We start from the raw sequence: 25,724 nt of genomic DNA, 5'->3' as shown, positions 1-25,724 counted from the left end.
CGTAAAAAGAACGGCTATTTCTTCTGGTTATGAGGACATGCTGTTGAAACGCCGTTTGTTTATTGCCGCTTCGCTATTCGCGATAAGTTTTTCGTCCGCTTATGCGACTGATGTCGCCAGTTTTGCCCCCCGGCCTCCCGCCATCAATGCTGGCGCGTGGGTGCTTATGGATTACACCACGGGCCAAATCCTGACTGCCGGTAATGAACACCAGCAACGCAACCCCGCCAGCCTGACCAAGTTAATGACCGGCTATGTTGTCGATCGTGCGATTGATAGCCATCGCATTAGCCCAACGGATATCGTTACTGTCGGACGTGACGCATGGGCGAAAGATAATCCGGTGTTTGTAGGCTCATCATTAATGTTCCTGAAAGAAGGCGATCGCGTTTCAGTACGCGATTTAAGCCGCGGCTTAATTGTTGATTCCGGCAATGACGCATGCGTGGCGCTGGCTGATTACATCGCGGGTGGACAGCCACAGTTTGTCGCAATGATGAACAGTTACGTTGAGAAGCTGAAGCTTAAAGATACACATTTCGAAACGGTGCATGGGCTGGACGCGCCAGGCCAGCATAGCTCGGCCTACGATCTGGCTGTGTTGTCCCGGGCGATTATTCACGGGGAACCGGAGTTCTACCACATGTACAGTGAGAAGAGTCTTACCTGGAACGGTATCACGCAGCAAAACCGTAACGGACTGCTGTGGGATAAAACGATGAACATCGATGGCCTGAAGACCGGGCACACATCCGGGGCAGGATTCAACCTGATCGCCTCCGCAGTTGATGGACAGCGTCGCCTGATTGCTGTGGTCATGGGCGCCGACAGCGCGAAAGGGCGCGAGGATCAGGCACGCAAACTGCTGCAGTGGGGGCAACAAAATTTTGATACGGTGCAGGTTTTGCGTAGCGGTAAACAAGTCGGCGTCGAACGAATCTGGTATGGCGATAAAGAAAAAATTAGCCTCGGTACCGAGCAGGATTTCTGGATGGCACTGCCTAAGGCTGAAGTCCAGAATATCAAAGCAAAATATGTTCTTGATAAGAAAGAACTGGTAGCACCTATTGCCGCGCATCAACGCGTGGGGGAAATTGAACTCTATGACAGAGATAAACTGGTGGCTCATTGGCCTCTGGTCACCCTGGAATCGGTCAGTAAAGGCGGCGTATTTTCGCGTCTGAGCGATTACTTCCACCATAAGGTGTAATTTTCACCCATGCTACTGACTGGCAAGAGTGCGAAACTGCTCACATAATAATCACTATTTCCTTGTGGCCGCAATACGCAAAAATTACACTGTATATAAATACAGTGTAGTGAAGGAGGTTATATGGAGTACGAGATAAAGCAGGTCGATAAACGCAGGATTGCCGGTTTTCATATGGTTGGACCGTGGGAGCAAACGGTAAAGCAGGGGTTTGAGCAGTTAGTCATGTGGGTGGATGACAAGCAGATAGTGCCGCTGGAGTGGATCGCCGTTTATTACGATAACCCCGATGTTGTGCCTGCTGAAAAACTGCGCTGCGATACTGTGGTTTCCGTCGCAGAGCATTTTGAGATCCCAGAGAACAGCGAAGGTGTGATACTGACTGAACTGGCAGGTGGTGAGTATGCTATTGCTGTTGCACGTGTTGAAAATCATGACTTTGCGACGCCATGGTATCAATTTTTTAATCTTCTGCTGCAGGACGCAACATACCAGATAGCAGCCAAACCCTGTTTTGAGATTTATATGAATAATGGAATGGAAGACGGTTACTGGGACATCGAAATGTATGTGCCAGTACAGTCGAAGTAGCTGTTTTTTGTGTAAATTGGGATGAAAGTCCTGGTGATAACGATGATGTTTTCACTAAAAAAGCAGGTACAATTCTGTTCTTTGCTATTCCCTGACGGAGTGGATGAGTGCGTGCCGATAAGTCGCTGAGTCCTTTTGAAATTCGTTTGTATCGTCATTATCGCGTAGTGCACGGTATTCGCATTGCGCTGGCGTTTCTTCTTACTTTTCTGTTGGTTCGCCTGCTGGATATTCCTGAAGGTACGTGGCCTCTGATCACGCTGGTTGTGATTATGGGGCCCATTTCATTCTGGGGTAATGTCGTCCCAAGAGCGCTTGAACGCATTGGCGGGACGATTCTGGGCTCAGTCCTTGGGCTGGTTGCTCTGCGTCTCGAACTCCTGTCACTTCCGCTTATGCTGATATGGTGCGCAGCAGCGATGTTTCTCTGCGGCTGGCTGGCATTAGGTAAAAAACCCTATCAGGCGTTGCTGATTGGCATAACGCTTGCCGTCGTTGTCGGGGCTCCCGCGGGTGACATGAATACAGCGTTGTGGCGCGGTGGCGACGTCATTTTGGGATCGCTACTGGCGATGCTGTTTACCGGCATCTGGCCGCAGCGAGCATTTATTCACTGGCGTATTCAACTGGCACATTGTGTCGCGGGTTATAACCGGGTGTATCAGGCTGCATTGTCACCTAACTTGCTCGAACAGCCCCGACTGGAGAAGCATTTACAGCAACTACTGAGTGACGTTGTCAAAATGCGTGGACTCATTGTTCCCGCCAGTAAAGAGACCCACATCCAAAAATCAATCTTTGAAGCTATTCAGACGGTCAATCGCAACCTGGTGTGCATGCTTGAGCTGCAAATCAACGCGCTGTGGGCAACACGTACCAGTCACTTTGTGATGCTGAACGCGCATACCTTGCGTGAGACTCATCTCAGAACGCAACAGGCGCTACTGACGATCACTCATGCACTCTATGAAGGTAATCCACAGCCGATACTTGCCAATACGGAAAAACTCAACGACACCGTGGAGGAGTTGCGCCAACTCATTGCTGAGCATAAAGGCGATAATGTTGCTGAAACACCTATTCACGGCTATGTCTGGTTGAATATGGAGATGGCGCGACAACTGGAATTGCTCTCACATTTAATTTGTCGTGCGCTGCGCAAATAAAGAGCAGATCAGGGGATTGGCTCTACTGCTGCTTCGATTCAGCAAAGATTAAGGGTATGATATTGAAAAAGGCTAAAACCATTGGTAACTACAATGGCTTTACCCTCGATAATTCAGGTTTCAGCCATGCATTATCAATGCAGATGCAACTTGAAGTATGGCGGGCATGAAAGTAATGTTGACCCACTTTAGCCGTTGTTTTAACGAATCCGAATCTCACATTATCAGGGGTGTAAAAATGGAAACTACCAAGCCTTCTTTCCAGGACGTGCTGGAATTTGTTCGTCTGTTCCGTCGTAAAAACAAACTGCAACGTGAAATCCAGGACGTTGAGAAAAAGATCCGTGACAACCAGAAACGCGTCCTGCTGCTGGACAACCTGAGTGACTACATCAAGCCCGGCATGAGCGTTGAAGCGATCCAGGGTATCATCGCCAGCATGAAAAGTGACTATGAAGATCGTGTAGATGATTACATCATCAAGAATGCAGAGATCTCTAAAGAACGCCGTGATATCTCTAAAAAGCTGAAAGCCATGGGTGAAGTGAAAAACGGCGAAGCGAAAGCAGAGTAACGTTTTATGACAGTAGGGGGCGCGGCTAAGCGGCGACCCCTACTGTAGTTTTACCCCGCCTGTTACCATCCGCAGTAAATGCTGCTCAGGCCAGTGAGTTGTCAGTTTTTTCTGTGCCAACATCCATTTGATGTAATCAACATCATGACGTTTTCTGTCCAGCATCAGACCTACCACGCTGCCGCTGTGCGCAACGTTCACCCCGTATAAATCACATTCTTCTACCAGCGCCAATAGCGAATCGAAATCTGGTTTTGGCAACAGCATTTGGCTGGCGATTGCGCTAAGCGTGGCAGCCTCTCCCATTCGATAGGGATTTTGACTAATACAGGCTTCCTGTACTTTTTCCCATGCGCGTTTAAGCGCGGGAGCACCTGCCTGTAGCCCGGGCTGACGGGGAATGCGGTGATAATCCGCGGTACGTAATGTTTCCGGGCTTTCCAGAACCAACAGGTCAAGCTGGGGCTGCGCTTCACAGGAAATTTGCGTAGAGGCGTCGTTATGATCGAAAAGGGTTAACTGACGGAAAACGGTGCTGTCGGTAGGTTCAAGAGAAACGCAAAGCTGCGCCAGTGTAGGTTCATCTAACTGATGACCCAGAAAATGAGCGGTGGCAAGCGCGGTGGCGGCAATATCCGCGGTGCTACTGGCCATTCCTTTCGCAATGGGAATCGTTGACTGGATATCGATTCGAATATCCTGACTGATATGCGCCGGGTAGCGCCAGTGCTGCAATAACCGGTCAACCATCGCTCGCGAAAGTGGGCGTTCATCCACTTGTGGTGAACCTGAACTGACCTCGACGGTGCTATACCATTCAACCGGGCAGGAGACCAGCTTCTCACTGCCCAGAATCCAGCCCTGGATAAGTTCTCCGCACGATGCGGGACATTGCGCAACAGCCACGTCTTCACCTTTGTGATCAGCAATCCTCGGCGCATAGTGTCATGGCGATCGCGCTATTACCATGATTTGCCGCAATTTGCGGTGCTGCAGGCTTAAGCAGGAACGCCCAATGTCACAGTTTCTGATATCGCTATACGCATAACATCCTGCGCGATCATCAACTCTTCATTGGTATTTATAACGGCCACTTTGACCAGCGCAGTTTCAGTTTGAATGAAGGTTGCGTTGCGCTGATTTTTTTCATCATCAACGGCCAGACCTAAGAAATTCAGATTGTGGCAAATCGCAGCGCGTGCTCGGGCTGAGTTTTCACCAATCCCACCCGTAAATACCAAAGCATCCAGACCGCCCATCTGCATAATATAACTGCCTATAGTGGCACGAATTCGCTCTGCAAACAGTGTAAGTGCGAGTGCAGCCTGTGCGTTGCCTTCGTCTGCGGCGCGTTCAACGTCACGATAGTCTGATGAGATACCGGAAACTCCAAGTAATCCCGATTCATTGTTGAGGAGTTGGTTAAGTTGCTGCGGTGTTTTGCCTTCGCGCAGGGCAATCCATGGCAAAATAGACGGGTCAATATCTCCGCTGCGCGTACCCATCATCACGCCTGACTGTGGTGTAAAGCCCATCGAGGTATTCACCGATTTTCCGCCCTTGATGGCACAGATGCTGCTGCCATTACCAAGATGACAACATACGACACGCAGTGCGCTGAGCGGAACGCCCAGCTTTTCGGCCAACGCGGTACTGACGTATTTGTGGCTGGTACCATGAAAACCGTAACGCCGAATTCCCAGCTCTGAGTAATAGCGCCAGGGCAGAGGATAAATAAAAGCAGGCTCAGTCAGCGTCTGATGAAAAGCAGTGTCAAAAACTGCGACGGCAGGTGCTTCGGGTAATAATTGACGAAAAACAGCGATCCCCAGCGCATTAACCGGGTTATGCAGCAGTGCCAGTTCTGCAAGACGCTCAATTTCAGCCAATGTTTCATCGTTGACGAGGGCCGAGTCTTTAAAGGACTCACCACCATGTGCGACGCGATGACCGACGCCATCGATCTCTTCCAGACTCTTGATGATGTTCAGGTCAAGCAGTTTTTCCAGTAACAGAGTTACTGCTTCACGGTGATCGGCAACGGGTAACGTCTCCTGCCATTTCTGCGCGGGTGTTTTAAGCGTAACCTGCGCGTCAGACATTCCAATACGTTCAATCAGCCCCTGGCAGATCATTTCACCCTGCGGCATCGCCAGTAACTGAAACTTAAGTGAAGAGCTACCCGCGTTTATGGCCATTATTTTGTGAGACATGACGGTTCCTTTGCATTCAGAAAAATGAACATCTCATCGACCCCGCTATTCTCCAGCGCGCTGGTGATAAACACGTTCTGCGCTCCTGCCGTACCAACCAGCTTTCTACGAGTGAAATTCTCTGGGGGTCAGCTAAATCGGCCTTGGTGACGAGGCCGATAACAGGTCTGTTCATTGGGCCAGTAAAACCGGGAGAAAAAGGTGACCATAGGGCGTCGGCATTCAGTACCAGAGCAATAATGTCGGCTTCGCAGGCGCTGGTCAGCAACGCACTGTACAGGCAGCGGTTCTCAAGATATTCACCCGGCGTGTCTATTGTCGTTGGCGACCAGACAATTGCCTGAGTTTTCTGGTAATGAAGTGCTTCTCCACGCAAACATTGTGTGAGTGATGTTTTACCGCACTGGCTGGGGCCAATTAGCATGATGCGTTTCATGTGGTTACGTCCGGGTAATAGGGCACGCAGTAAAACGCATCATTTCGCCAAGCGTTCTGGTTACCTGTTTCAGCGCGTACTCAACGGCTGAAACATCACCCGTCAGTACGACGGCACCGGTAAAACGATCGAGAAATCCAATCTCTACCGCACCAGATTTCGTGGCGATATCACAGGCGATAATTGAGGCTTCACTGGGCGTAATGGTTAAAATACCAATGGCCGAGACTGAATCCTGCAACCCCAGCTTTTTGAATAAATCCTTACCTGGATTCGCAATAAGGTGCGCCAGCGTGACCTGCTTGCCGGGTACGTATTCCTGGATCATGCGATCCGTCGGCGGTTGTCTGTCCATTATCCCTCCACTATTTGCCGCCACATGCTTTCATGCGGGCGTGGTATGACGGAGCGATAAACCAGCAGACCTTTTTCCCCGGCGCTTTCGCTGGCGACGGTCACGGCGTTATTGACATCGGAAACATCGCCAGCGACAACCATGTAGCATTTACCACCGATACCGAATGCCATATGTACCCGTACCAGCGTGACATTGGACGCTTTAACTGCACGATCGGCGGCACAGATACAAGCCGCTACGCTCCAGGTTTCAACAATCCCGACGGCCTGATGCTTATCCACACTGTTAAGTCCGCTAATTGCCGGGAGAACGCTGGCATGAATGTTTGGGAGCACCAGACTGTCGACGAGCATATCGCCTGCAAGAGACGTCCCTGTTGCAATGGCCTGCTGTACTGCACCTACGTCCCCCCCGAGCATCAGTAAAAACTTTCCAGGGCAAATGGTTTTGCTGACCAGCAAATTCACATTTGCGCTTTTTAGCATCGCATCACCGGCTTCCATCCCTTTGGCGATGCTGGTGAGTTCTAAAATCCCTATAGCCTGAGACATGATTAACCTCTTATTACCGTGATGGATTGCCCGGTTATCTCGCTGACAAGACCGTCAATACTGGCGTGGACAGGTGCGCCTAACGCGCCCTCGGGTACATCAGCAACACATTGGCCGCGAACAACACGTTCACCTTTTTGCACGCAGGGGATAGCGCTGGCGCCAATATGCTGGCGTAACAGCAGTGTTGTTTCGTCTGTGGGGTAATCTGCCTCAGACAAGGGCGCGTCGTGATACCAGTCGCTGAGGCCAAGTTTGGTGATAAGCCGTTTAACCGGAATCAAACGGTACTTCGCCATTTCGTCTTCAGGATTTAGTGGTCCCTCATAACGATGGTTAAGCGCCCGTAGTTCACGTTTGAGCATACGGTTGATACGCATGGGCGAAATGCCTACCGGACAAGCCACACTTTCACAGACATTGCATTCTGAACAGGTCAGGGCAGTGAGCAGCAACTGCGGTGTGGCTGCCTGTTGGTAGTTCACTGCGCGAACCAGCAGATGCGGTGAGAGTTCATGACCGATTAAGTGTCTTGGGCATAAATCAGTGCACAGACGACACTGCTCGCAAACGGTTTTTGCAACCGAAAGCACGGTGCGTTCGTCCTGCATTCGTCGTTGGATCAGCGCGTGGGATTTGGGTAATACCAGCAGCCCCCCGGTAGTCTTGCTCACGGGGGTATCCAGCGAAGTAATCAGGCCACCCATCATCGGACCGCCGTTGATAAAACCTGGATCGTCAACGGTGGCGCCACCCGCCAGTGTCAGGACTTCGCGTAACGACATACCGATGGGAACACTCAGCGTTAACGGTCTGGCGACCGCACCGTTGACGGTCAGAGTGCGACGGGTGACGGGATACTGCTGTTCAACCGCTCTGGCGATATTGAGTACGGTCTGGACGTTATTGACCACCACGCCTACGCTAACGGGCAATGCGGCCGGAGGAACCCGCCGTCCCGTTGCCATCCAGATGGTCAGCACCTCGTCACCAGCCGGATACACATCGGGTAAAATATGTAACCTGATGTTGGCGGGTAAAAGCGGTGTTAACGCATTGATGGCCTTCTGATACTTTTCTTTGAGGGCAATAATGCCTGTATTGGCCCCTGTTGCTGTCATGGCATACTGAACGCCACGTACCAGCCTCGCCGCTTGCACCGCCATTAATTGTTGATCGACTTTCAGCATTGGCTCGCATTCTGCAGCGTTTACCAGAAACGTATCAACCTGCGCCTGAAGCTTAACATGTGCAGGAAATCCCGCACCGCCGGCCCCAACCACGCCCGCTGCACGCACGCGATCGCGTATCGTTTGTGCGTCATAAAGAACATGTTCTGCCGTCATGGCTGTATTCATAATAATTCCTCAAGCAGTTCCTGAATGGCACTGGCATCAGCTACGCGGGGATTGGTTTGCAACGTGACATCAGCCAGCGCGGCCTGAACCATCGACGGTATACGTTGCGACCAGGTATGCTTCTCGTCTTTCAGTGCATCAATAAATGTCGGTAATGCACACTGTTTTTTGAGTTGTTCAATATGATGAATGAGCGCATTGAGTGCCGCCGTATCATTCGCACTATCCGGGCATAAATGGCAGGCTTTCGCGAAACGGGCGTAGCGCTTTGCCGCCCGCGGGTCGCGTGCATTAAACTGAATGACACGAGTGAGTAACAGCGCGTTAGCCAGTCCATGGGGTAAGTGAAACTGCCCACCGAGCTGATGGGCAATGGCGTGATTGATACCCAACCCCGCCTGGCTAAATGCCATCCCTGCCAATGTAGAGGCATTGTGCATTTTCCCCCGAGTTGCCAGGCAATCGCCTTTGCGAACCGCAACAGGTAGGTACTGGAAGACAATTTGCGCGGATTTTTCCGCCAGAGCATCCGTGAAATCACTGGCTTTCGTCGATACATAGGCTTCCAGTGCATGCGTCAGGACGTCCAGTCCGGTATTCGCAGTAATGGCGGGGGGAACGCTGACAACCAGCATAGGATCAAGAATGGCCATGTCAGGGTAGAGCGCGTTATTAAATAGTGGATATTTAATACCTTTCTCTGGATCGCTGATCACGCAGGCACTGGTCACTTCCGAGCCTGTACCGCTGGTGGTGGGAATTGCCACACAGGTTTCGATTTCAATACCAAACTGACGGCTGAACCAGACGATAGCTTTGGCGGCGTCAAGTGCGGAGCCACCGCCAAAGCCAATCACGACATCCGGTTGCAGGGACTGCATTTGTGCAATCCCTTGAACTACCGTACCAATGGTTGGATCGGGTGTGATATCACTGAAAATACTGATGCGGTTATCCGCGGGCAGAGCATTTCGCAGCTTTTCAATCAGGGGTGAACGTGCGAGAAAACCGTCGCAGATAATCCAGATATGCTTACTGGAGAAACGCTTGAGCACATCCAGACTTCCCTGGCCGCTGTACAATTGTGTTTGCAGTGAAAAGCTATTCATAACGGCCTCATTAGCGAATAGAAAAACCGTTGGTTAGCACGCAACGACGAGAGCGCGCGAAAGTTCGCGCTGACGTTGTGCCTTCACCGGTTGGTGTGGCAATAGTAAAGGTGGTAAAGCCTTCTCCACCGACACCAATACCGGCGTAAGAGGGGCCATTCTTCACAAAGATGGAGGTCTGAAGGGTGCGGGCGGCAAGATTCAGACGTGACACGTTTTGTGAATGCATAATGGCAGTGTGATGCAATCCCTCTTCAACTTTCAGTGCCAATGCCAGTGCACTGTCAAAATCCTTTACGCTCACGATGGGCAGCATTGGCATCAACTGTTCGCTGGTGACCCACGAATCGTCAGCATTGACGATGCCAATCAACAGGCGAGGTGTTTTTGCCGGAACCGGTATGTCCGCAGCTTCAAGCAGGGCTGCCGGGCTCTTTCCAACCAGTTTTTTATTGGCTATGCCTTCAGGCAGACAGACGGCGCGCAGTTTGTTAATGTCTTCGTCGTGCAGAAGTAACGCGCCAAAAGACTGCATTTGTTGGACCAGCCGTTCAGCAACAGCATCGACAACAATCAGGCTTTTCTCAGCAATACAGGGCAGGTTGTAATCAAACGATGCGCCGTTGATGATATCTTCAGCTGCTTTAACCAGATCGGCAGTTTCATCAACAATACAGGGCGGGTTTCCTGCGCCAGCACCAATAACTTTTTTCCCGCTTTTCATACCCATAGCAACAATGCCAGGGCCGCCGGTAATCGCCAGAACTGCGATTTTAGGGTGAGCCATCATCTGCTGGGTAGCTTCAAAAGTAGGTTCTGTGACCGTGACGACAAGATTCCGGATCCCGCAGCAGCGGAAGGCAATATCTTCAATCATGGCAATCAGTTTCAGTGATACCGCTTTTGCGCCAGGGTGCGGACTGAAGTAAACGCTGTTTCCCGCAGCCAGCATACTGATGCTGTTATTGATGATGGTTTCCGTGGGGTTCGTACTTGGTGCAACGGAGCCAATCACCCCAAATGGAGAGTATTCAAACAACACCATGCCACCGTCACCGGTAAGTGCAGTGGTGGTGAGGTCTTCGATGCCTGGGGTGTTGTCGAGCGCGGCTTTATTCTTAAGAAATTTATCCTCTTTGTTACCCATTCCCGTTTCTGTTGCGCTTTCAGCGGCCAAAGAAGCCAGATGAGGCGTCAGCTCTTCCCGAAGGGCATTAATGATGGCGCTGCGGGTTTTTAGCGGACATTGTTGATAGCGCAAAAAAGCCTGATGAGCCGCATCGATTGCTTCACCGACGGACGGAAAGATACCCTTGCCTTTAACGTCTGTTTTTGCCGGGGCGAGTTGCTCAGTCAAAATGTTGCGGATAAGGGTTTCAAGTTCTGAAGTATTCATTGATGTGTTCTCACGTTAATCGCCGCAATGGCCGTTTCTGCAATGTCCATATCCTGCTCAACGCTTCCTCCGCTGATGCCAAGACCCCCAAGGAGTAAACCTTCGCGCCATAATGCGTAGCCGCCTCCAAAGGTGACGATTTTTCCCTGCATATGGCTTTCCAGACCGTAAAGTGCGGCGCCTGGCTGAACCGCGGACGTCAGTTCGTGCGTGGCAGTTTTCATGGCGACGGCGGTCCAGGCTTTTTTCGGCGCCAGTTCACTACTGACGAGTAAGGCATCTGGCATGCGCCAGGTCACTGTAGGCGTACCATTGGTATCCACTATGCTGATAACGACAGGGACCTGGAGCTCTTCAGCGCGCGTTACTGCCGCGCGTGTCAGTTGATGGAGTTCATGAAAAGACAAAGACATAGTCGACTCCCTGGTGACTGCTGTGCGAGTGGCTGCAAGATAGCGCTCGGCGACTTTATGAATGATGTCGTTTTGATGAGTGTCATGATCTTCGGCGCGTGCAAGTGCATATAAACAGTCGGACAGGCGGTTGATATAACGCATCAACACATGTCGGATGGAGACATTGGCCGAGAGTTCAACCAGCCGCCTTTCTGCGCGACGAGCCAGCGTGCGGGCGAAGTGTAGTCGGCTGGCGGCTTCGCTACGGCCAGGTAAAATAAAACTGCGCTGTGGAGGAATTCGCCCCATGGCGGTATCGATAGCGGCTTCCAGAGCCGCAATTTCTTCCGAGCTGATGTATCGCTGATCGGGCGTTGGCTGCTCGCTTTCGCTGGCCAGTTCGGCACTGAACCAAAACAACTGCAACTGAATATCTTCAAGTAAGAGACGATGTTGCTGACTTTTTACCGCGCAGGCACACAGGCTCAATGCAGCATTGAGTTCATCCAACGTACCGTAGGCCTCAACGCGCGGATGTGATTTACTCACGCGTTGTCCGGTAAAAAGCGCTGTCGTGCCAGCGTCGCCCGTTCGGGTATAAATCGTCATAGTTTCTCCTGGTAAGAAAGCGTGTCGACAATGCCGACAATGGCCAGATCGATAGCTTCATTAGGACCGGAAAAAACGTGCCTGGCGCTGGATCCGCTACTGAGTAGCACCAGTTCGCCAGTTCCTGCACCGACAGAGTCAACCGCGACTTCATCTCCGGTGGCGGGGGAGGCGGGGAGCTCTCCGTCAGTGCTTACTCGACGTACCAGCAACAGTTTTTTCCCCACCAGTGATGGCGACTTTTGCGTAGAAACCACAACGCCTGTAACCCTTGCCAGATACATGGTTCACTCCTGCTTAATTAATTGAACATTTCGCGCACTAACGGCTTCCCTGGCCAGTACCGTCACGACACAGCGACGACGCAGCACCAGGATGCCACCGTTAAGTTTGGCAACATCGGCATAACTTAAGAGCGTTTCGGGATGCAGCATGACGATGAGCCCCTGTTCATTACTGAACTCCAGCGGCAGCCGTGCGAGCTTTTTCACGGGGAGTGCCGGTAACAGCTGATGCTGTAGAGATATTTTTACGCGAAGCCCGCATGCCAGCGCCTCGTGGATTGTTACCACCGCGACACTGGACGGACTGCAATCTGCAATTTTCTCCAGTAAAGGCAGGTCTGCCTGCAGGAGGTGCAGTGACGAGTACTGACAACATAAGGTCCGGGAATCGATATCCCGTAACTGTGCGACGCTCAGCGTGATGGTACTTTCCGCGCGTTTTTTGAGCCGGGAAACAACTTCCTCAATGATGCGTTGCAGCAGTTCGTTGTTCATCGTGGGGCCACCAATGTGGCAAATGCCTGCGGATTATCAGCGCCTGCTGCATTGGCTTCGTCTGTATCGATATGCATCTCAAGGCGCATATTCGGTGAAACGCGTACGGCGACATTATCGAAAATCAGTCGGCGTTCATCGCCATTGATTGCCACGGAGACTTTATCTCCATGAGATACGCGCAGTATCAGCGCATCCAGCGGTGACATATGGATATGTCGCTGAGCAACAATAACCCCGGAGGGTAAGTCCAGTTCAGCAAAGGGGCTGATAAGACGAATGCCAGGTGTTCCCTGAATATTACCGGACATGCGCAGCGGTGCAGCGATGCCTAATGTGCGGGCGTCGGTTCGAGATATCTCCACCTGGCTAGTACTACGCAGTGGACCAAGCAGACGCACATTCTTTAACTGACCTTTCGGTCCGACCAGTGTGACGGTCTGATCTGCGGCATATTGTCCGGGCTGCAACAGGCCCTTTTTCTCGCTAATCGGCTGATTGGGGAACAGGCGAGTGTAGTCCTCGGCGCAAAGGTGGATGTGACGGTTCGAAATCCCGAGAGGAATAGGGCGTTCACGCATTTCATCCAGTACTTTACTGACCGTTGTTTCCAGTTGCTGTTTATCCATTACGCTTCACCTCGTTTTCCCGAATGCAGGCAGAGCGCGCGTGGCTCACCTTTCTGGCGAGGGCAGGCAGGGTCAAGACACAGGTTGCAGCTAATCAACTCTGCCTGTGGCGCTGCTTCAGGTAATGCAATTTCTGTAGCCATCTCTTCTTGCTCTTGCGATACATCAGGTATCGCTGCTGGCTCAGGCTGCACGGGGACACTGTGGGAAAGAATGCCTTCTCCGGGCCTGGAAATGACCCTGTGCGCGACCAGTCCATTTCGTAGTTCTGCTAAACTGGCACCGGTGGATATAGCCGCCTGAACGGAGGCCACATCCCCGATGATTTTGATCACCGTCCAGCCTGAGCCGTTGGTTTTTTCGAGGCCCACCAGCGTGATGGAAGCGGCTTTCGCCATGACGTCCGCGCAACTGATGGCTAATGCCAGACCACTAACTTCAAGTAATCCCAGTGATTGCTTCACGCTGTGCTCCTTGTTTACGGCGATTTATGCGGATTTAGGTAAAATGGCTTCAACGTCGCTGTGTGGACGTGGAATAACGTGACAGGATTTCACCTCTCCAACAGCACTCGCTGCTGCGCTTCCTGCATCTACTGCTGCTTTTACTGCGCCGACATCTCCGCGGACCATTACGGTGATAAGTCCTGAGCCAATTTTTTCGTAACCAACCAACTGCACATTTGCGGATTTCACCATGGCATCAGCGGCTTCAATAGCGCCGACAAGCCCTTTTGTTTCAACCAGTCCCAGTGCGTTATTCATACTGCTTTTCTCCTGTGGATTATGAGTGGCAGTCCCGGAAGGGGATGCCTTTTACCAGCCGCGCAGCGTTATTACCAATGCTCCGGCGAGCGTGGCTATTTTGTTGATATTTCAGCGTAAAAAGTGGCGCTGAGGTGGGTAGATTCTTATAGTGCACAACCAGCTTTTCCCGGTCGCATCCAATGCCGACCAGCAACGGTGACTGACAGGCGGCCAGCCATGCGTTGTGGATAATGTCAGTCGAGTGAGTCTGTTGAATCACGAAGGGGATACCTTCTTCTTCAATGCCCAGCAGAACGTCATTCCAGATGTTTGCGCAGTCACCCATGGCGAAGATCACGATAGCGGGTACAGTGAGGTTACTTTCCATGAGCGAATGCCTTGTACCAGGAGATAATTAACCCCGTCGCAACTGCGTTTCGCGGGCCTTCCGAACCCCGAATATTGCCGCGACCCGCGACCAGGCGATAATGAGCCAGCGCATCAGTAACCAGTTGCGGAACTTCGAAGTCCAGAGAAGAACCTCCAACCAAAACGACAAAGGGAATGTCCCGAATGTTCCCGGTCGGGCTAACCTGTCGCAACGCTCTCAGCGCGTTGGTAACAAAAACACGCTCTTTAGCGCTGCGACGAACAGCCCGAACTTTTTCCAGCGTCAGATCGCCTGGCAGTGGCACCAGTTCAGCAGGTTTTACAACGCATACGCGAGCGAAGACGGCAGGAGAGAGAGGCGTTGGGAAGAACTGAACGCTGCCATCTTCGTGACGCAGGTGGAACAAGCTCTCCACTTTCGCCAGCGGGTACTTCTTGATCTCTTCCGCCAAATAGCGGTCATCCAGACCCAGTTCACGGGCAATAATCATCGTGACCATATCGCCTGCGCCCGCCAGGTGTGTGGCAATAATTTCGCCCTGAGGATTAATGATAGAGGCGTCAGTTGATCCGGCCCCAAGATCCAGAATAGCCAGTGGACGTGTGGTCCCCGGTGTGGTTAAGGCTCCCAGAATAGCGGCTTCGGCTTCAGCCCCACCAACCTGTACATCAATGTTGAGTTTTTGCGTGATTTCCTGGGCAATCATCGCCATTTGCAGACGATCTGATTTCACCATAGAAGCAATACCAACGGCTTGTTCCAACGAAAACTCGCCGGCAAGTCCCCCGGTCACGCTGACTGGAACTGAAGTATCAACTGCCAACAGATCCTGAATAAAGATTTCATGGCTGGGTTTGTTGGTTAATTCAGCCATTGTCTGGCGAACGTGCTCCAGCATGCCGCCAATATTGGTTCCCGCCTCTCCGATGACGTTATCCAGTTTCGGGCATTCGCCAACCGCTTTCATAATCGCGTCTGCACCTGCCGCGACATCGACGCGTACGGTTCGTCCTTGCGATTGCAGTTCCAGGTTTCCGGCTGGTATTGCACGAGCCTTCACATCACCAGATGGCGTTTTCACCACAACCGCAGAGCGGTTGCCAATCAGTGCGCGGGCCATGGGGACAATGTTTTTGGTCTCTTCTGCGCTAAGGCTAAAGACAGTCGCGATTCCGTACGGGTTAGAAAGGGTTTCGATAACTTTGCCAGGAACAGCGACCTCAATGGCGGCCAGCATGCCCAACGGGATACGATCGATATGGCGGACTTCATCAACGATGGGCAGAGGCGTGTTCAGCCGGTTGCTAACCAGCACACCGTCGTCCTGTTGCAAAATAACGCCAGTCAACTGGTATCCGGCGCGTGCGGAAGCATTAATCATCGTGGCGACATCGGCAAAATCGAAAGCCGATGACACCACCAGAATATACGGTGTATCCGCCGGACGGGTCAGGAGCTCTTCCGGCGTAATGGTTACACCAACGCCTAACCCGACACCGCCAGGCGTTTTGGGGTTATGACCGATCATGGTGGATTCTGTGATGATGGTTTCGGTGATGGTTTCCATCGCCACGTCACCGATAACCGGTGTGGCTTCGTTAATACGGATGAGCGAAATATCGCTGACATTAATTCCGGCAGTTTTTGCCGCCTGTGCAAGTGCCTCCTGAATACCAAACACATTACGCAATGTGCCTTTAATTCCGGTGGTTTCCGCCAGTGCGCTGCCGGAAATGCTTAGCGCGCCAGTCTCATCCAGGGTTGCCAGTGCGACTTCCGTTGATGAGTTGCCTATATCAATGCCAGCTATATATCGCATCGTTTCACCCTGACGTTAGTCGTCGCCTTTAAGTTTCTTACGCTCTACATACAACGCTGCTGCTTCACGAACGAACGCGGCACAGATCTTCGCCTGATAGCGATTCTCCAGATCGTCGGCGATGGCCATCAACTCGTCTTTCGTTGAGCGATAAGGACGTAGCGCGTTGTAGATCTCAAGAATGCGGTCGTCAGGTACAGCAGTCAGTTCGGCTGCGCGTTCGAAGTTCATCGCCAGTCTGTCACGGCCGGCGTCTTTGGCGATGTCCGCCTGAATACGCAGCGTTTCAGGTGTGATACGCATATCCTGCGCGGTCACTTTATTGCTCAAAACATTTTCGAGCGTGAAGTCATCCAGCGTTTTGTTGGTTGCGGTTTTGACCCACTCAGGATGCTTATTCGCCAGGGGGTAATCCGTGACTTTTGCGGTATGTGCCGGAGCTGCCGCCGTAATGGGAGAGGGTGTTTCTCCTTGCAGGCTATTCATCCGGCTCAACACATCCCGAACCATCGATTCAATTGCGTCGGTATTCATGGAGTTATCCTTTATCAAAGCGCCACGCGCAGTTCCTGCGGGTTTTTGCCTGTTACGACGTATTTGGTCTCTTTAATGTGCAAAATGGCTGATTTCGCCTGATACTTCGGACGCGCCATTTGGTCATTCAGCGTCGGGACCGGTTGCGGAGACTCACGCTTGGCATAACGCGCGGCGTTCTTACCAATCTGACGGTAGGTTTCCAGCGTCAGCAACGGTGCCTGTGGGAACAATTCCAGGTTAGAAAGCGGTGGTAACCCTTGCTGGTGGATAACCGTTGTGCCTTTGGACTGGATGCCAATTGAGATCCCGGAACCACTCAGGCGGTTACCTTCCACGGCTACAAACGCCACGTCGGAAGATTTAAAGCAACGGATCACGCGTGCTTTAATTCCCTCTTCTTCAATACCGGCTATCACTTCGCGCAAAATATTTTTGTGCGGAATACCGACGATATTGACAGTTTGTGAGAGGCCAAACGCCGGACCTACGGCAATAATGACTTCGTCCTGCTGCTGACCTTGTTTGGCTTCGCCAATTTCGGTCAGAAAGCCGTCGCCCTGTACCGTTGCAGCCTGTGGTGCACTGGTTGCGGTCGATGCGCGAAAAGAGACGGGTTTATCGCTGGTCTGCATTTCAGCCAGCACATCCTCAATTATCTGACGCAGCAGTTTTTCATTGATTTCCATTGTTCACCCCTTAGCCAAGCTCGTTGGGATCAAGTGCGCCAGGGATGTTTTTAATTTCCTCCCAGCGTTCGCCTTGCAGGCGATAACCTGTTGCCGGACCGGCATAATCGTTGACGTCATTCACTGCGGAAAGCACTTGTCCGTCGCCGACGATAATGGCGGAGGTATGCAGATAGTCTCCGGTTAACTTGGCTTTTTGGATGTTGAGCATGTCTTGAGCAACATCGGTAAACCCACCCTGGGCAAGGGCTTTCACCACTTCCAGGCCGTTACGGTTTTTATTGATGATCTCTTGCGCAAATTTGATGTCTTCAACAATGTTACGCTCTGGCATATCTTTCGAACCGTGGGCGTAAGTCGCGGCTTCGACTTCTTCGTCGGTGATTGGCGGTAACCCCATTCCGGCAAATACGGCCTGCAGCGCACGAGCCGCTTTATTGCGAATGGCGATAACGTCTTCTTCCCGAACCGGACGCAGACCACCGTCTACTTTCAGATCACGCTGGATGACGTTGTAATCGTCAAAATCTTCGGCATCCTCGTTGGAACCAGCGAACATGTTGTCGTAGTTCGGAACAGCGGAATATCCAGAAGAAATGAAATCTGTACCCGGCAAGAATTGCATCAGCAGACGAGCAGTACGACGCATATCGGAGTGGGTAAAGGTCTGGTCATTGCTGGAGGCGCACTCCAGATCCAGTGACGAACAGATCAGGTTTTCTGCCAGCACAGCACGAATGCCTGATGGCACGGCTGAAGGTACGCCAATGCAACTTACGGAACCGTTTTGCAAACCCTGAACGCCAGCCGCCTTGGTGATGTAAATGCAGCGTGCTTCCAGATAAAGCATCGATTTGCCTTCGGCGTAGCCCATCTGAACTTCTGAACCGGAGCCAGAAGTAAAGCGCATTTTCAGGCCGCGTGAGGCGTAAGAAGAGGCCAGAAAACCTTTTGACCATGGCGTGTCGTCACCGTCTGTAAAGACGGGTTCAGTACCGTAGACGGAGATGGTTTCTGCATAACAGGTGTGGCCCAACATGCCGAGTTTCAGTTCGGTGGCTTCTTCCAGGGAACACTGAGTTAACACACCAGGGCGTCCAACCTGCGAACCTACCAGCAGAGCAATCGCGTTAAACGGCGCGTAACGTGCAACAGCAACGGTCGTTTCCTGCTCATCAAAGCCACGCCAGGCACCTTCTGCTGCATCGGCGGCAATCTGTACCGGGTTGTCTTTGACGTTAGTCACGTGCGCTTGTTGAGATGGGGTACGGCGGGCACGCATTTTCTGCATTGCCATCATCATCTCAACGACGTTCATGTGCGAAACCACTTCCACAATTTTCGCTGGCGTCATTGCAGTGGTCAGAGGAACAATGTCCATACGCTTGACGTTGGGGTCGCAAAGCATATTGGCGAGTTTAACCGAGTCCATCGCCATCACCTCTTCAGCGCGTGCCAGGTTAATGCCGTAGCGCGCGATGAAGTGGTCAATCAGATCAAATTCACTGACGGATTTGCCGTCCAGTTCAGTGACCATACCGTTGACGATTTTAATCGACGGCTTAGGGTCGTTCGGGCTTTCCATCGCAATGAAGCCTTCTTCGATCCACTCCTTAACGAAGCCGTCCTGATTCACAGGGCGTTTCGCCAGTGCTTCAAATCTTTTCGATCTCATGAATCAGCCTCACTGATATCAGATATAGGACGGACGGTCGTTTTTGGGTTCTGAGCCGAGGGTCGCCAGCACGGTTTTACCGATTTCACGGGCTGAGATGACGGCCTGACGCACAGCCCCAGAGTCACCGGAAATGACCAGAATGGCTTCGTTGCTGAAACTGGTGCCATGCGCGGGGGAACTGTAGGCCACCACTTCAACATTGGCGGATTTCAGCGCTGTATCGGCCATCAGTACACCAACGGAGGCCGGGGCACCGACGATAACGCCACAGGCACGACCAATTGGCGCACCAAAGGCTTTTTCCAGCGCGTAGCTGGCGCGCGCCGTGTATTGCATTTCGATGTGTCCGGCTTCGTTGGCATATACATCGCCAAAGGTGCGATCCAGTTCTTTCAGCGCAACTTCAATCCCGCGCTTCACGTCAGAAACGTCGTTACCGCCTAAGATAATCAGCGAGCCGTGACCTGCGCCGCCTTTGGTATCACGAGGAAGCTCAATACTCACGACTTCAGTGTTTGTGGCTTTTACCGCTTCATCGGCGGCCATGATGTGTGGGCCTGCGCCTGTGCGCGCGCCGAGGATACCGATGGAGCGATAGCGTTTTTCAAGTTTCATCGCGTCCAGTAGGGCACTGTCTACGTTGGCGATTACCAGACCGACGGTGTCGCCAATCGCAGTACCGACAAATTCCGTTAAACTGCAGCTCTTCTCTGCCATAGCCGTTTCTCGTGTTGGGTGAGTATTTTCAGGGGTAGCTTGTTGTTCTGGCGTTGCCACACGAGCAATCACCTGCGCCATGATCTGTTCAACCAGCTCATTGCTGCTCATTAGCTAATTCCCTTCGGTAAGATTTTTTCGACATCGGTGTGAGGGCGTGGGATCACATGTACGGCTTTCACTTCTCCCACGTTGCGTGCGGCGGCGGCACCGGCATCTGTTGCTGCTTTAACCGCGCCTACATCACCGCGAACAATGACTGTTACCAGCCCTGAACCAATTTTTTCGTAGCCGACCAGCATCACATTGGCTGATTTCACCATTGCGTCTGCGGCCTCTATGGCTGCAGTTAAGCCTTTGGTTTCTACCATTCCTAACGCTTCTTGTTGCATAAAGACCTCGCCTGGGTTGTCCCGATTTTCATGACTATAAAAAGAAGCGAGGAAAAAGAATGGCTGACTTGAAAGTGTGAGTGAAAAAATAGTGAGGATATGGTGATATAAAATTGCCATGATCTATCGTAATGCATTGTTTTTTAATGGGTTATAAAATATTGTTAATATGACAAATTGGTTTTGTTAATTCCATATTTACACTTTTAAAGGTGACAATATAAATATCATTTGCTATGCGATGAAAATGAAATTGTGATGGTTGTTTGAAAATGAAAATCTGCCATGAGCAATATTTTATTATTTTATAAATATGCTTTTAATAAGGTTTCACTCCATTAGTCGGCATGTTTTTATAAAGGTGATGACAAGAATTTGCTATCACAACACGATTTTGACGTACATACCGCCCTCAGGTTGCCAACAATTTGCCGACATCGCTTTTTATAGTAAGTCTCGAAGTATTCTACGAGCCAGCAAGGAGACCGCTGGTAAAGACACGAACTCTGCTTAGAAGGTGTCACAATGAACGATTCACTAAAAGCGCAATGTATTGCCGAGTTTTTGGGTACCGGATTATTTTTGTTTTTTGGCATTGGATGCCTGAGCGCCCTGAAAGTAGCCGGTGCCAGTTTAGGGTTGTGGGAGATCTGCATTATATGGGGGCTGGGGATCTCACTGGCAGTCTATCTGACAGCAGGGATCTCGGGTGCGCATCTCAATCCCGCCATCACCATAGCACTGTGGCTGTTTGCCTGTTTTCCTGGTCGTAAAGTGTTGCCTTACTCTATTGCTCAGGTGGCTGGTGCCTTTGGTGGCGCTCTGCTCGCCTATTTATTGTATGGCAGTTTGTTTATCGAGTATGAAACCGTCCACCATATGGTGCGGGGGAGCCTCGAAAGTCTGCAGCTTGCCAGCATATTTAGTACTTATCCTGCCGCCGCACTCAGCGTCTGGCAGGCTGCACTGGTGGAAGTTGTGATTACCTCCATTCTGATGGGGATGATCATGGCGCTCACCGATGATGGCAATGGGATTCCCCGGGGGCCGTTAGCACCGCTACTGATCGGTATTCTGGTTGCTGTTCTTGGGGCATCTACCGGGCCGCTTACCGGATTCGCCATGAATCCGGCTCGTGATTTTGGACCTAAATTGTTCGCATGGATGGCGGGCTGGGGGGATGTCGCGATGACTGGGGGGCGTGATATTCCTTACTTTATTGTCCCGATCGTGGCACCTGTCATTGGTGCTTGTGCGGGGGCGGCAATTTATCGTTACTTTATTGGCAAAAACTTACCGTGTAATAGCTGTAAGCTTGAGGAAAAGGAGCGTTAGCTTCACGGAAAATGTTTATTTTTGAAATGTGATAACTGTTTTCGTGATCAGGTTTCCTGAACCGCTTAAAAAGTCTCCCAAGAATGGGAGACTTTTGTTATGTTCGAATACGCCTTTTATCATTGCTTTGGATAGCGAGATGAAAAGCGAGTGTAAATGATATGTTTTATTTATAACAATAAATTAACTGAGAGGTTTTATCATGATTTCTGCGAGCGCCCTGAACTCAGAACTCATTAATAAAATCGCACAGGATTTTGCGCAGGCCACCAGTCTGGCTGTTGTGGTTGTCAATATTCACGGTGATGAAATTTCTGAGCTTTTTAATTTCACTCCTTTTTGCCAGTTGATGCGCCAGCATCCTCAACATAGTACGCGATGTCGTATGAGCGATCGCTGTGGGGGGCTGGAAGCTTCAAAATCCGATCAACCCTGCATTTATCGCTGCCATGCCGGACTTACCGACTTCTCTATTCCGCTGGTCATTGCGGGACATCTGGTAGGGTTTGTCTTATGTGGTCAGGTGCGCTTAAGTAATGACGTGGGGCTGGTGGATATTCTGAACGTGGACGACCGTTGGCAAGCCGATCCCGAACTGGTGAGTGAATTTCGTAATGTACCGGAAATGGACTATTCGCGGGTTATTGCCTCAGCTGATTTGCTGAAGCTCATTGTAGAAAATTGTCTTAAAAAACAACTGAATTTCGTCGTAATCAAAGACAATCCGCAACAATCAGAGCCGGTGCGGGCTAATCGTAGTCCGAACCCTCATGACAGTAAAATGAAGAAAGCCTTGCGTTATATTGATGCGCATTTATCAGACGAGCTTCGTCTGGAGGATGTTGCCTCTCACGTTTATCTCAGTCCTTACTATTTCAGCAAATTGTTCAAAAAATATCAGGGGATAGGATTTAACGCATGGGTAAATCAACAGCGAATGGCGAGTGCCAAAGAGTTGCTTTGTCATAGCGACTGGAGCATTGCCAGTATTGCGCGAAATTTAGGCTTCTCACAAACCAGTTATTTTTGCAAAGTTTTCCGTCAAACGTACCAGGTTACGCCGCAGGCTTTCCGTCAGCAAATAAATGTCATCTCATCTGAAGATACAGCTTAAATAGCAATAATTTGCTATTGCCGATTTTTGATATCGTACGCTATGTCAGTCATTATAAAATGAAAAATAACTACAGCAGTCAATAAATTGTCATAGCGCAACAAAATAATAGTATTTGAGGGATAAACTGCACCAGTTTTTATTTTTGTGATGAGATACAGTGTCTGTGTGAAAGACTTTCTTTATTCTTTAATGACGCTTTCATTCAAAAAATGAACATGTGAATAAACGGGGTGAGGCCATAACATTGGTTGAATGTACCCGGCAAGATATTAATTTGAATTATTGTCATGAGGTCGTGAATTTGCCTCAAGACACAGAGCCAAATTAAATCGGCTCTTGAACTGACAGGTTTGCCACATTTGTGGTAGGGAAGGGGGTGAGAATCCCCCGCAGCCCCCGCTGCTGTGATGCTGACGACCCCGTATAGACCACTGATCGCAAGATTGGGAAGGGCGGGCGAGGACGACGCTAAGCCAGAAGACCTGCCTGTCGGTGACTACCAACAACTTCGGTGGGAAGTGGGTTGCGCAGATGCATACAGTCGAGAGACTGGGTATCTATACACCCCTACCACCCTGAACAGGATCAGGGTATGGCGGCCAGTTTTCACGCGTTTGTTCTTGCAGGTACCGGTAGCGGCTGTGGCAAAACCACGGTGACGCTGGGCTTGTTGAGCCTGATGAAAAAGCGCGGGTTACGCGTCCAGCCATGCAAAGTCGGTCCTGATTACCTTGATACCGGCTGGCACACCGCGGTGTGCGGCACGGCTTCCCGCAATCTTGATAGCTTCATGCTACCCACCTCTACACTGAATGCCTTATTTTGCGAGCAGATGCAGCACGCGGATATTGCCGTTATCGAAGGCGTTATGGGGTTGTATGACGGCTATGGAACGGACCCTGATTACTGCAGTACTGCGGCGATGGCGAAACAGTTGGGTTGCCCGGTCATCTTGCTGGTTGATGGCAAAGCGGTTTCCACTTCGATAGCTGCCACGGTGATGGGGTTTCAGCATTTTGATCCCAGTCTGAACATTGCAGGCGTGATTGTTAATCGGGTCAACAGCGAAACACATTACCAGCTACTCAAAGTTGCGATTGAGCGTTATTGCTCCGTGCCTGTATTGGGCTATGTTCCCCGCATGGAGGGCGTCGCACTCCCGGAGCGTCATCTGGGTCTGGTTACCGCTCGTGAGTCAGTTATCAACCAGCAGCCATGGCAGGATTTTGCCGCGACGCTGGAACAGACGCTGGATATCGACGCGCTGCTGAACTTAAGCATGTTAGACAACCTTCCTGTCGGTCAATGGCCCGCACTGCCTGCTGCAGACGCAGGTGCAGGATTAACGCTGGCCGTTGCTGATGACGAGGCGTTCAACTTTTATTACCCGGATAACATGACGTTACTGGCGCGTACGGGCCTCAATATTGTTCGTTTTAGCCCGCTGCATGATACCTGTTTACCAGACTGTCAGATGATTTGGTTAGGCGGTGGGTATCCGGAACTGCATGCTGCGGCCCTGGCCCGTAATGTCACCATGCTGGAGCAATTGCGAGCAGCGCATCAGCGTGGCGTCGCTATTTATGCTGAGTGTGGTGGTCTGATGTACCTCGGTAGCTCTCTGGAAGATAGCAATGGCGATATCTGGCCGATGGCGGACATCATTCCCGGCCACAGCAAAATGGGCAAACGGCTGACCCGGTTTGGCTACTGCGAGGCGCAAGCCACGCAGCAAACATTGCTGGCAACGGCCGGTGAAGTCCTGCGCGGACATGAATTCCACTATTCCGATTTTACCCCTGAAATCCCGGCAGTGATGAATTGCCGCAAGGTGCGTGATGGCAAAACGCTGCAGGCCTGGTCAGGCGGATGGCAGGTCGGAAATACCTTCGCCAGTTATCTGCACGTTCATTTTGCCCAGCGCCCCGAAATGCTCAATCACTGGCTGGCCGCTGCGAGGAACACGCTATGACGATACTTGCATGGTGCGTTGCCTGGCTGCTGGATTTTATCATCGGCGATCCGCAGAACTGGCCTCACCCGGTGCGCTGGATCGGCAACCTTATCTCCGCAATCCAGCGAGTCATTCGGCGTTATTGCCATAGTGATAGCACGCTGAGAATCGGTGGTGCCGTGATGTGGATCGTGGTGGTCGGTGTGACATGGGGCGTTTCCTGGGGGGTGTTGACGCTGGCGAGTTCTATTCACCCGTGGCTGGGATGGGGCGTAGAGGTGTGGATGATCTTTACCGTGCTGGCAGGGCGTTGTCTGGCGAATGCTGCGCTGGATGTCGAGCGTCCATTGCGTGCCAATAATCTTGCCGAAAGTCGGGAAAAACTCTCCTGGATTGTGGGACGTGATACCTCGCAGCTGCAACCAAAACAGATTAACCGCGCCGTGGTGGAAACTGTGGCGGAAAACACCGTTGACGGCATCATCGCGCCACTGTTCTTCCTCTTACTGGGTGGTGCGCCGCTGGCGATGGCCTACAAAGCGGTGAATACCCTCGATTCAATGGTGGGGTACAAACATGAAAAATACCGTGCTATCGGCATGGTTAGCGCCCGTCTGGACGATGTCGCTAATTTTATTCCGGCAAGACTGAGCTGGTTGCTGCTGGGTGTGGCGGCGTTTTTATGCCGCCAGGACGGCGCACGTGCTTTGCAGATTGGCTGGCGTGATCGCTACAACCATAGCAGCCCAAACTGCGCATGGTCGGAAGCTGCCGTGGCAGGGGCATTAGGTATTCGTCTGGGGGGGCCTAATGACTACTTCGGCGAGCGCGTTGAGAAACCGTGGATTGGCGATCAACAACGAGACATTTCTGTAGACGACATTTCCCAAACGATTCGATTGATGTGGGTAGCATCGACCCTGGCACTGGCGCTGTTTATTGCGCTGCGCTGGCTGTGGGTCGGTGTCGCCTGAGGAC

Annotated in this window: 28 protein-coding genes, 1 pseudogene and 1 riboswitch; of the genes and pseudogenes, 8 read left to right on the top strand and 21 right to left on the bottom strand. The window is 51.4% G+C overall.

Annotated features, from left to right (window positions below):
- Positions 1–37 precede the first annotated feature (37 nt).
- From dacD to ACLJXE_RS17335, 4 genes are all read left to right on the top strand, one after another.
- Positions 38–1,210, top strand: coding sequence for a serine-type D-Ala-D-Ala carboxypeptidase DacD (gene dacD, locus ACLJXE_RS17350; RefSeq protein WP_286628093.1), 1,173 nt, complete (start codon positions 38–40; stop codon positions 1,208–1,210).
- A gap of 123 nt (positions 1,211–1,333) precedes the next feature.
- Positions 1,334–1,801 (top strand): DNA gyrase inhibitor SbmC, encoded by a 468-nt coding sequence (sbmC, locus tag ACLJXE_RS17345; protein WP_286628092.1) that lies wholly within the window; start codon positions 1,334–1,336, stop codon positions 1,799–1,801.
- Between the two features lie 107 nt (positions 1,802–1,908).
- Positions 1,909–2,967, top strand: coding sequence for an FUSC family protein (locus ACLJXE_RS17340; protein ID WP_410751512.1), 1,059 nt, complete (start codon positions 1,909–1,911; stop codon positions 2,965–2,967).
- Between the two features lie 238 nt (positions 2,968–3,205).
- On the top strand, positions 3,206–3,541 hold the full coding sequence (locus tag ACLJXE_RS17335) for a DUF496 family protein (protein WP_003834176.1): 336 nt from the start codon (positions 3,206–3,208) through the stop codon (positions 3,539–3,541).
- Between the two features lie 39 nt (positions 3,542–3,580).
- Here the strand turns inward: ACLJXE_RS17335 and ACLJXE_RS17330 are convergent, their stop codons facing one another.
- The 21 genes and pseudogenes from ACLJXE_RS17330 to pduA form a co-directional block, all read right to left on the bottom strand.
- Positions 3,581–4,447 (bottom strand): L-threonine kinase, encoded by an 867-nt coding sequence (locus tag ACLJXE_RS17330; RefSeq protein WP_410751511.1) that lies wholly within the window; start codon positions 4,445–4,447, stop codon positions 3,581–3,583.
- Positions 4,448–4,539: 92 nt separating this feature from the next.
- Positions 4,540–5,754 carry an acetate/propionate family kinase gene (locus ACLJXE_RS17325; RefSeq protein ID WP_410751510.1) on the bottom strand — a complete coding sequence of 405 codons (1,215 nt, stop codon included), beginning with the start codon at positions 5,752–5,754 and terminating at the stop codon, positions 4,540–4,542.
- A pseudogene (gene pduV, locus ACLJXE_RS17320) lies at positions 5,739–6,190 on the bottom strand (propanediol utilization protein PduV). The gene ACLJXE_RS17325 and the pseudogene pduV overlap by 16 nt, the downstream one beginning before the upstream one ends.
- A 4-nt stretch (positions 6,191–6,194) precedes the next feature.
- Positions 6,195–6,545 carry a propanediol utilization microcompartment protein PduU gene (pduU, locus tag ACLJXE_RS17315; protein ID WP_048212006.1) on the bottom strand — a complete coding sequence of 117 codons (351 nt, stop codon included), beginning with the start codon at positions 6,543–6,545 and terminating at the stop codon, positions 6,195–6,197.
- Positions 6,545–7,099: a propanediol utilization microcompartment protein PduT gene (pduT, locus tag ACLJXE_RS17310; RefSeq protein WP_040231922.1), complete on the bottom strand. Its 555-nt coding sequence runs from the start codon at positions 7,097–7,099 to the stop codon at positions 6,545–6,547. Before pduT ends, pduU begins: the two co-directional genes overlap by 1 nt.
- Positions 7,100–7,101: 2 nt before the next feature.
- On the bottom strand, positions 7,102–8,457 hold the full coding sequence (gene pduS, locus ACLJXE_RS17305; protein WP_410751509.1) for a cobalamin reductase PduS: 1,356 nt from the start codon (positions 8,455–8,457) through the stop codon (positions 7,102–7,104).
- Positions 8,454–9,566 carry a 1-propanol dehydrogenase PduQ gene (locus ACLJXE_RS17300; protein WP_410751508.1) on the bottom strand — a complete coding sequence of 371 codons (1,113 nt, stop codon included), beginning with the start codon at positions 9,564–9,566 and terminating at the stop codon, positions 8,454–8,456. Before ACLJXE_RS17300 ends, pduS begins: the two co-directional genes overlap by 4 nt.
- A gap of 10 nt (positions 9,567–9,576) precedes the next feature.
- Positions 9,577–10,962 carry a CoA-acylating propionaldehyde dehydrogenase PduP gene (pduP, locus tag ACLJXE_RS17295; protein ID WP_410751507.1) on the bottom strand — a complete coding sequence of 462 codons (1,386 nt, stop codon included), beginning with the start codon at positions 10,960–10,962 and terminating at the stop codon, positions 9,577–9,579.
- On the bottom strand, positions 10,959–11,966 hold the full coding sequence (gene pduO, locus ACLJXE_RS17290) for a two-domain cob(I)yrinic acid a,c-diamide adenosyltransferase PduO (RefSeq protein WP_410751506.1): 1,008 nt from the start codon (positions 11,964–11,966) through the stop codon (positions 10,959–10,961). Before pduO ends, pduP begins: the two co-directional genes overlap by 4 nt.
- Positions 11,963–12,250 carry a EutN/CcmL family microcompartment protein gene (locus ACLJXE_RS17285; protein ID WP_410751505.1) on the bottom strand — a complete coding sequence of 96 codons (288 nt, stop codon included), beginning with the start codon at positions 12,248–12,250 and terminating at the stop codon, positions 11,963–11,965. Before ACLJXE_RS17285 ends, pduO begins: the two co-directional genes overlap by 4 nt.
- Before the next feature lie 3 nt (positions 12,251–12,253).
- Entirely contained in the window at positions 12,254–12,745 is a 492-nt protein-coding gene (gene pduM / locus ACLJXE_RS17280; protein ID WP_410751504.1) for a microcompartment protein PduM, read from the bottom strand.
- A complete protein-coding gene (locus tag ACLJXE_RS17275; protein WP_410751503.1) occupies positions 12,742–13,374 on the bottom strand; it encodes a phosphate propanoyltransferase in 633 nt (210 codons plus the stop codon). Before ACLJXE_RS17275 ends, pduM begins: the two co-directional genes overlap by 4 nt.
- The gene (locus ACLJXE_RS17270; RefSeq protein ID WP_410751502.1) at positions 13,374–13,838 is read right to left on the bottom strand and encodes a BMC domain-containing protein; all 465 of its coding nucleotides are present in this window, start codon (positions 13,836–13,838) and stop codon (positions 13,374–13,376) included. Before ACLJXE_RS17270 ends, ACLJXE_RS17275 begins: the two co-directional genes overlap by 1 nt.
- A 24-nt stretch (positions 13,839–13,862) precedes the next feature.
- Positions 13,863–14,138 (bottom strand): propanediol utilization microcompartment protein PduJ, encoded by a 276-nt coding sequence (gene pduJ, locus ACLJXE_RS17265; protein WP_001057752.1) that lies wholly within the window; start codon positions 14,136–14,138, stop codon positions 13,863–13,865.
- Positions 14,139–14,157: 19 nt separating this feature from the next.
- Entirely contained in the window at positions 14,158–14,508 is a 351-nt protein-coding gene (locus tag ACLJXE_RS17260) for a glycerol dehydratase reactivase beta/small subunit family protein (RefSeq protein ID WP_410751501.1), read from the bottom strand.
- The gene (locus tag ACLJXE_RS17255) at positions 14,498–16,330 is read right to left on the bottom strand and encodes a diol dehydratase reactivase subunit alpha (protein WP_410751500.1); all 1,833 of its coding nucleotides are present in this window, start codon (positions 16,328–16,330) and stop codon (positions 14,498–14,500) included. Before ACLJXE_RS17255 ends, ACLJXE_RS17260 begins: the two co-directional genes overlap by 11 nt.
- Positions 16,331–16,345: 15 nt before the next feature.
- Positions 16,346–16,864 (bottom strand): propanediol dehydratase small subunit PduE, encoded by a 519-nt coding sequence (pduE, locus tag ACLJXE_RS17250; RefSeq protein WP_410751499.1) that lies wholly within the window; start codon positions 16,862–16,864, stop codon positions 16,346–16,348.
- A 14-nt stretch (positions 16,865–16,878) separates the two neighbouring features.
- Positions 16,879–17,553 carry a propanediol dehydratase medium subunit PduD gene (gene pduD, locus ACLJXE_RS17245; protein ID WP_410751498.1) on the bottom strand — a complete coding sequence of 225 codons (675 nt, stop codon included), beginning with the start codon at positions 17,551–17,553 and terminating at the stop codon, positions 16,879–16,881.
- A gap of 10 nt (positions 17,554–17,563) precedes the next feature.
- Positions 17,564–19,228 carry a propanediol dehydratase large subunit PduC gene (gene pduC, locus ACLJXE_RS17240; protein ID WP_286628075.1) on the bottom strand — a complete coding sequence of 555 codons (1,665 nt, stop codon included), beginning with the start codon at positions 19,226–19,228 and terminating at the stop codon, positions 17,564–17,566.
- 18 nt (positions 19,229–19,246) lie between these two features.
- The gene (gene pduB / locus ACLJXE_RS17235) at positions 19,247–20,059 is read right to left on the bottom strand and encodes a propanediol utilization microcompartment protein PduB (protein WP_410751497.1); all 813 of its coding nucleotides are present in this window, start codon (positions 20,057–20,059) and stop codon (positions 19,247–19,249) included.
- Complete coding sequence (gene pduA, locus ACLJXE_RS17230; RefSeq protein ID WP_003030255.1) at positions 20,059–20,340, bottom strand: propanediol utilization microcompartment protein PduA; 282 nt, start codon at positions 20,338–20,340, stop codon at positions 20,059–20,061. The genes pduB and pduA overlap by 1 nt, the downstream gene beginning before the upstream one ends.
- A gap of 525 nt (positions 20,341–20,865) precedes the next feature.
- Between pduA and pduF the strand changes: the two genes are divergently transcribed.
- The 4 genes from pduF (at position 20,866) to cbiB (ending at position 25,720) form a co-directional block, all read left to right on the top strand.
- On the top strand, positions 20,866–21,675 hold the full coding sequence (pduF, locus tag ACLJXE_RS17225; RefSeq protein ID WP_410751496.1) for a propanediol diffusion facilitator PduF: 810 nt from the start codon (positions 20,866–20,868) through the stop codon (positions 21,673–21,675).
- Positions 21,676–21,877: 202 nt separating this feature from the next.
- Positions 21,878–22,789 carry a transcriptional regulator PocR gene (pocR, locus tag ACLJXE_RS17220; RefSeq protein ID WP_202038924.1) on the top strand — a complete coding sequence of 304 codons (912 nt, stop codon included), beginning with the start codon at positions 21,878–21,880 and terminating at the stop codon, positions 22,787–22,789.
- A gap of 332 nt (positions 22,790–23,121) precedes the next feature.
- A riboswitch (cobalamin riboswitch) is annotated at positions 23,122–23,297 on the top strand.
- A gap of 87 nt (positions 23,298–23,384) precedes the next feature.
- A complete protein-coding gene (locus ACLJXE_RS17215) occupies positions 23,385–24,764 on the top strand; it encodes a cobyrinate a,c-diamide synthase (protein ID WP_410751495.1) in 1,380 nt (459 codons plus the stop codon).
- Positions 24,761–25,720, top strand: coding sequence for an adenosylcobinamide-phosphate synthase CbiB (gene cbiB / locus ACLJXE_RS17210; RefSeq protein WP_410751494.1), 960 nt, complete (start codon positions 24,761–24,763; stop codon positions 25,718–25,720). The genes ACLJXE_RS17215 and cbiB overlap by 4 nt, the downstream gene beginning before the upstream one ends.
- Positions 25,721–25,724: the final 4 nt, after the last annotated feature.

Source organism: Citrobacter sp. U14242 (assembly GCF_046555775.1).
Lineage (GTDB): Bacteria > Pseudomonadota > Gammaproteobacteria > Enterobacterales > Enterobacteriaceae > Citrobacter.
The sequence above is the reverse complement of the archived record's forward strand: the minus strand, read 5'-3'. Positions and strand labels throughout refer to the sequence as shown.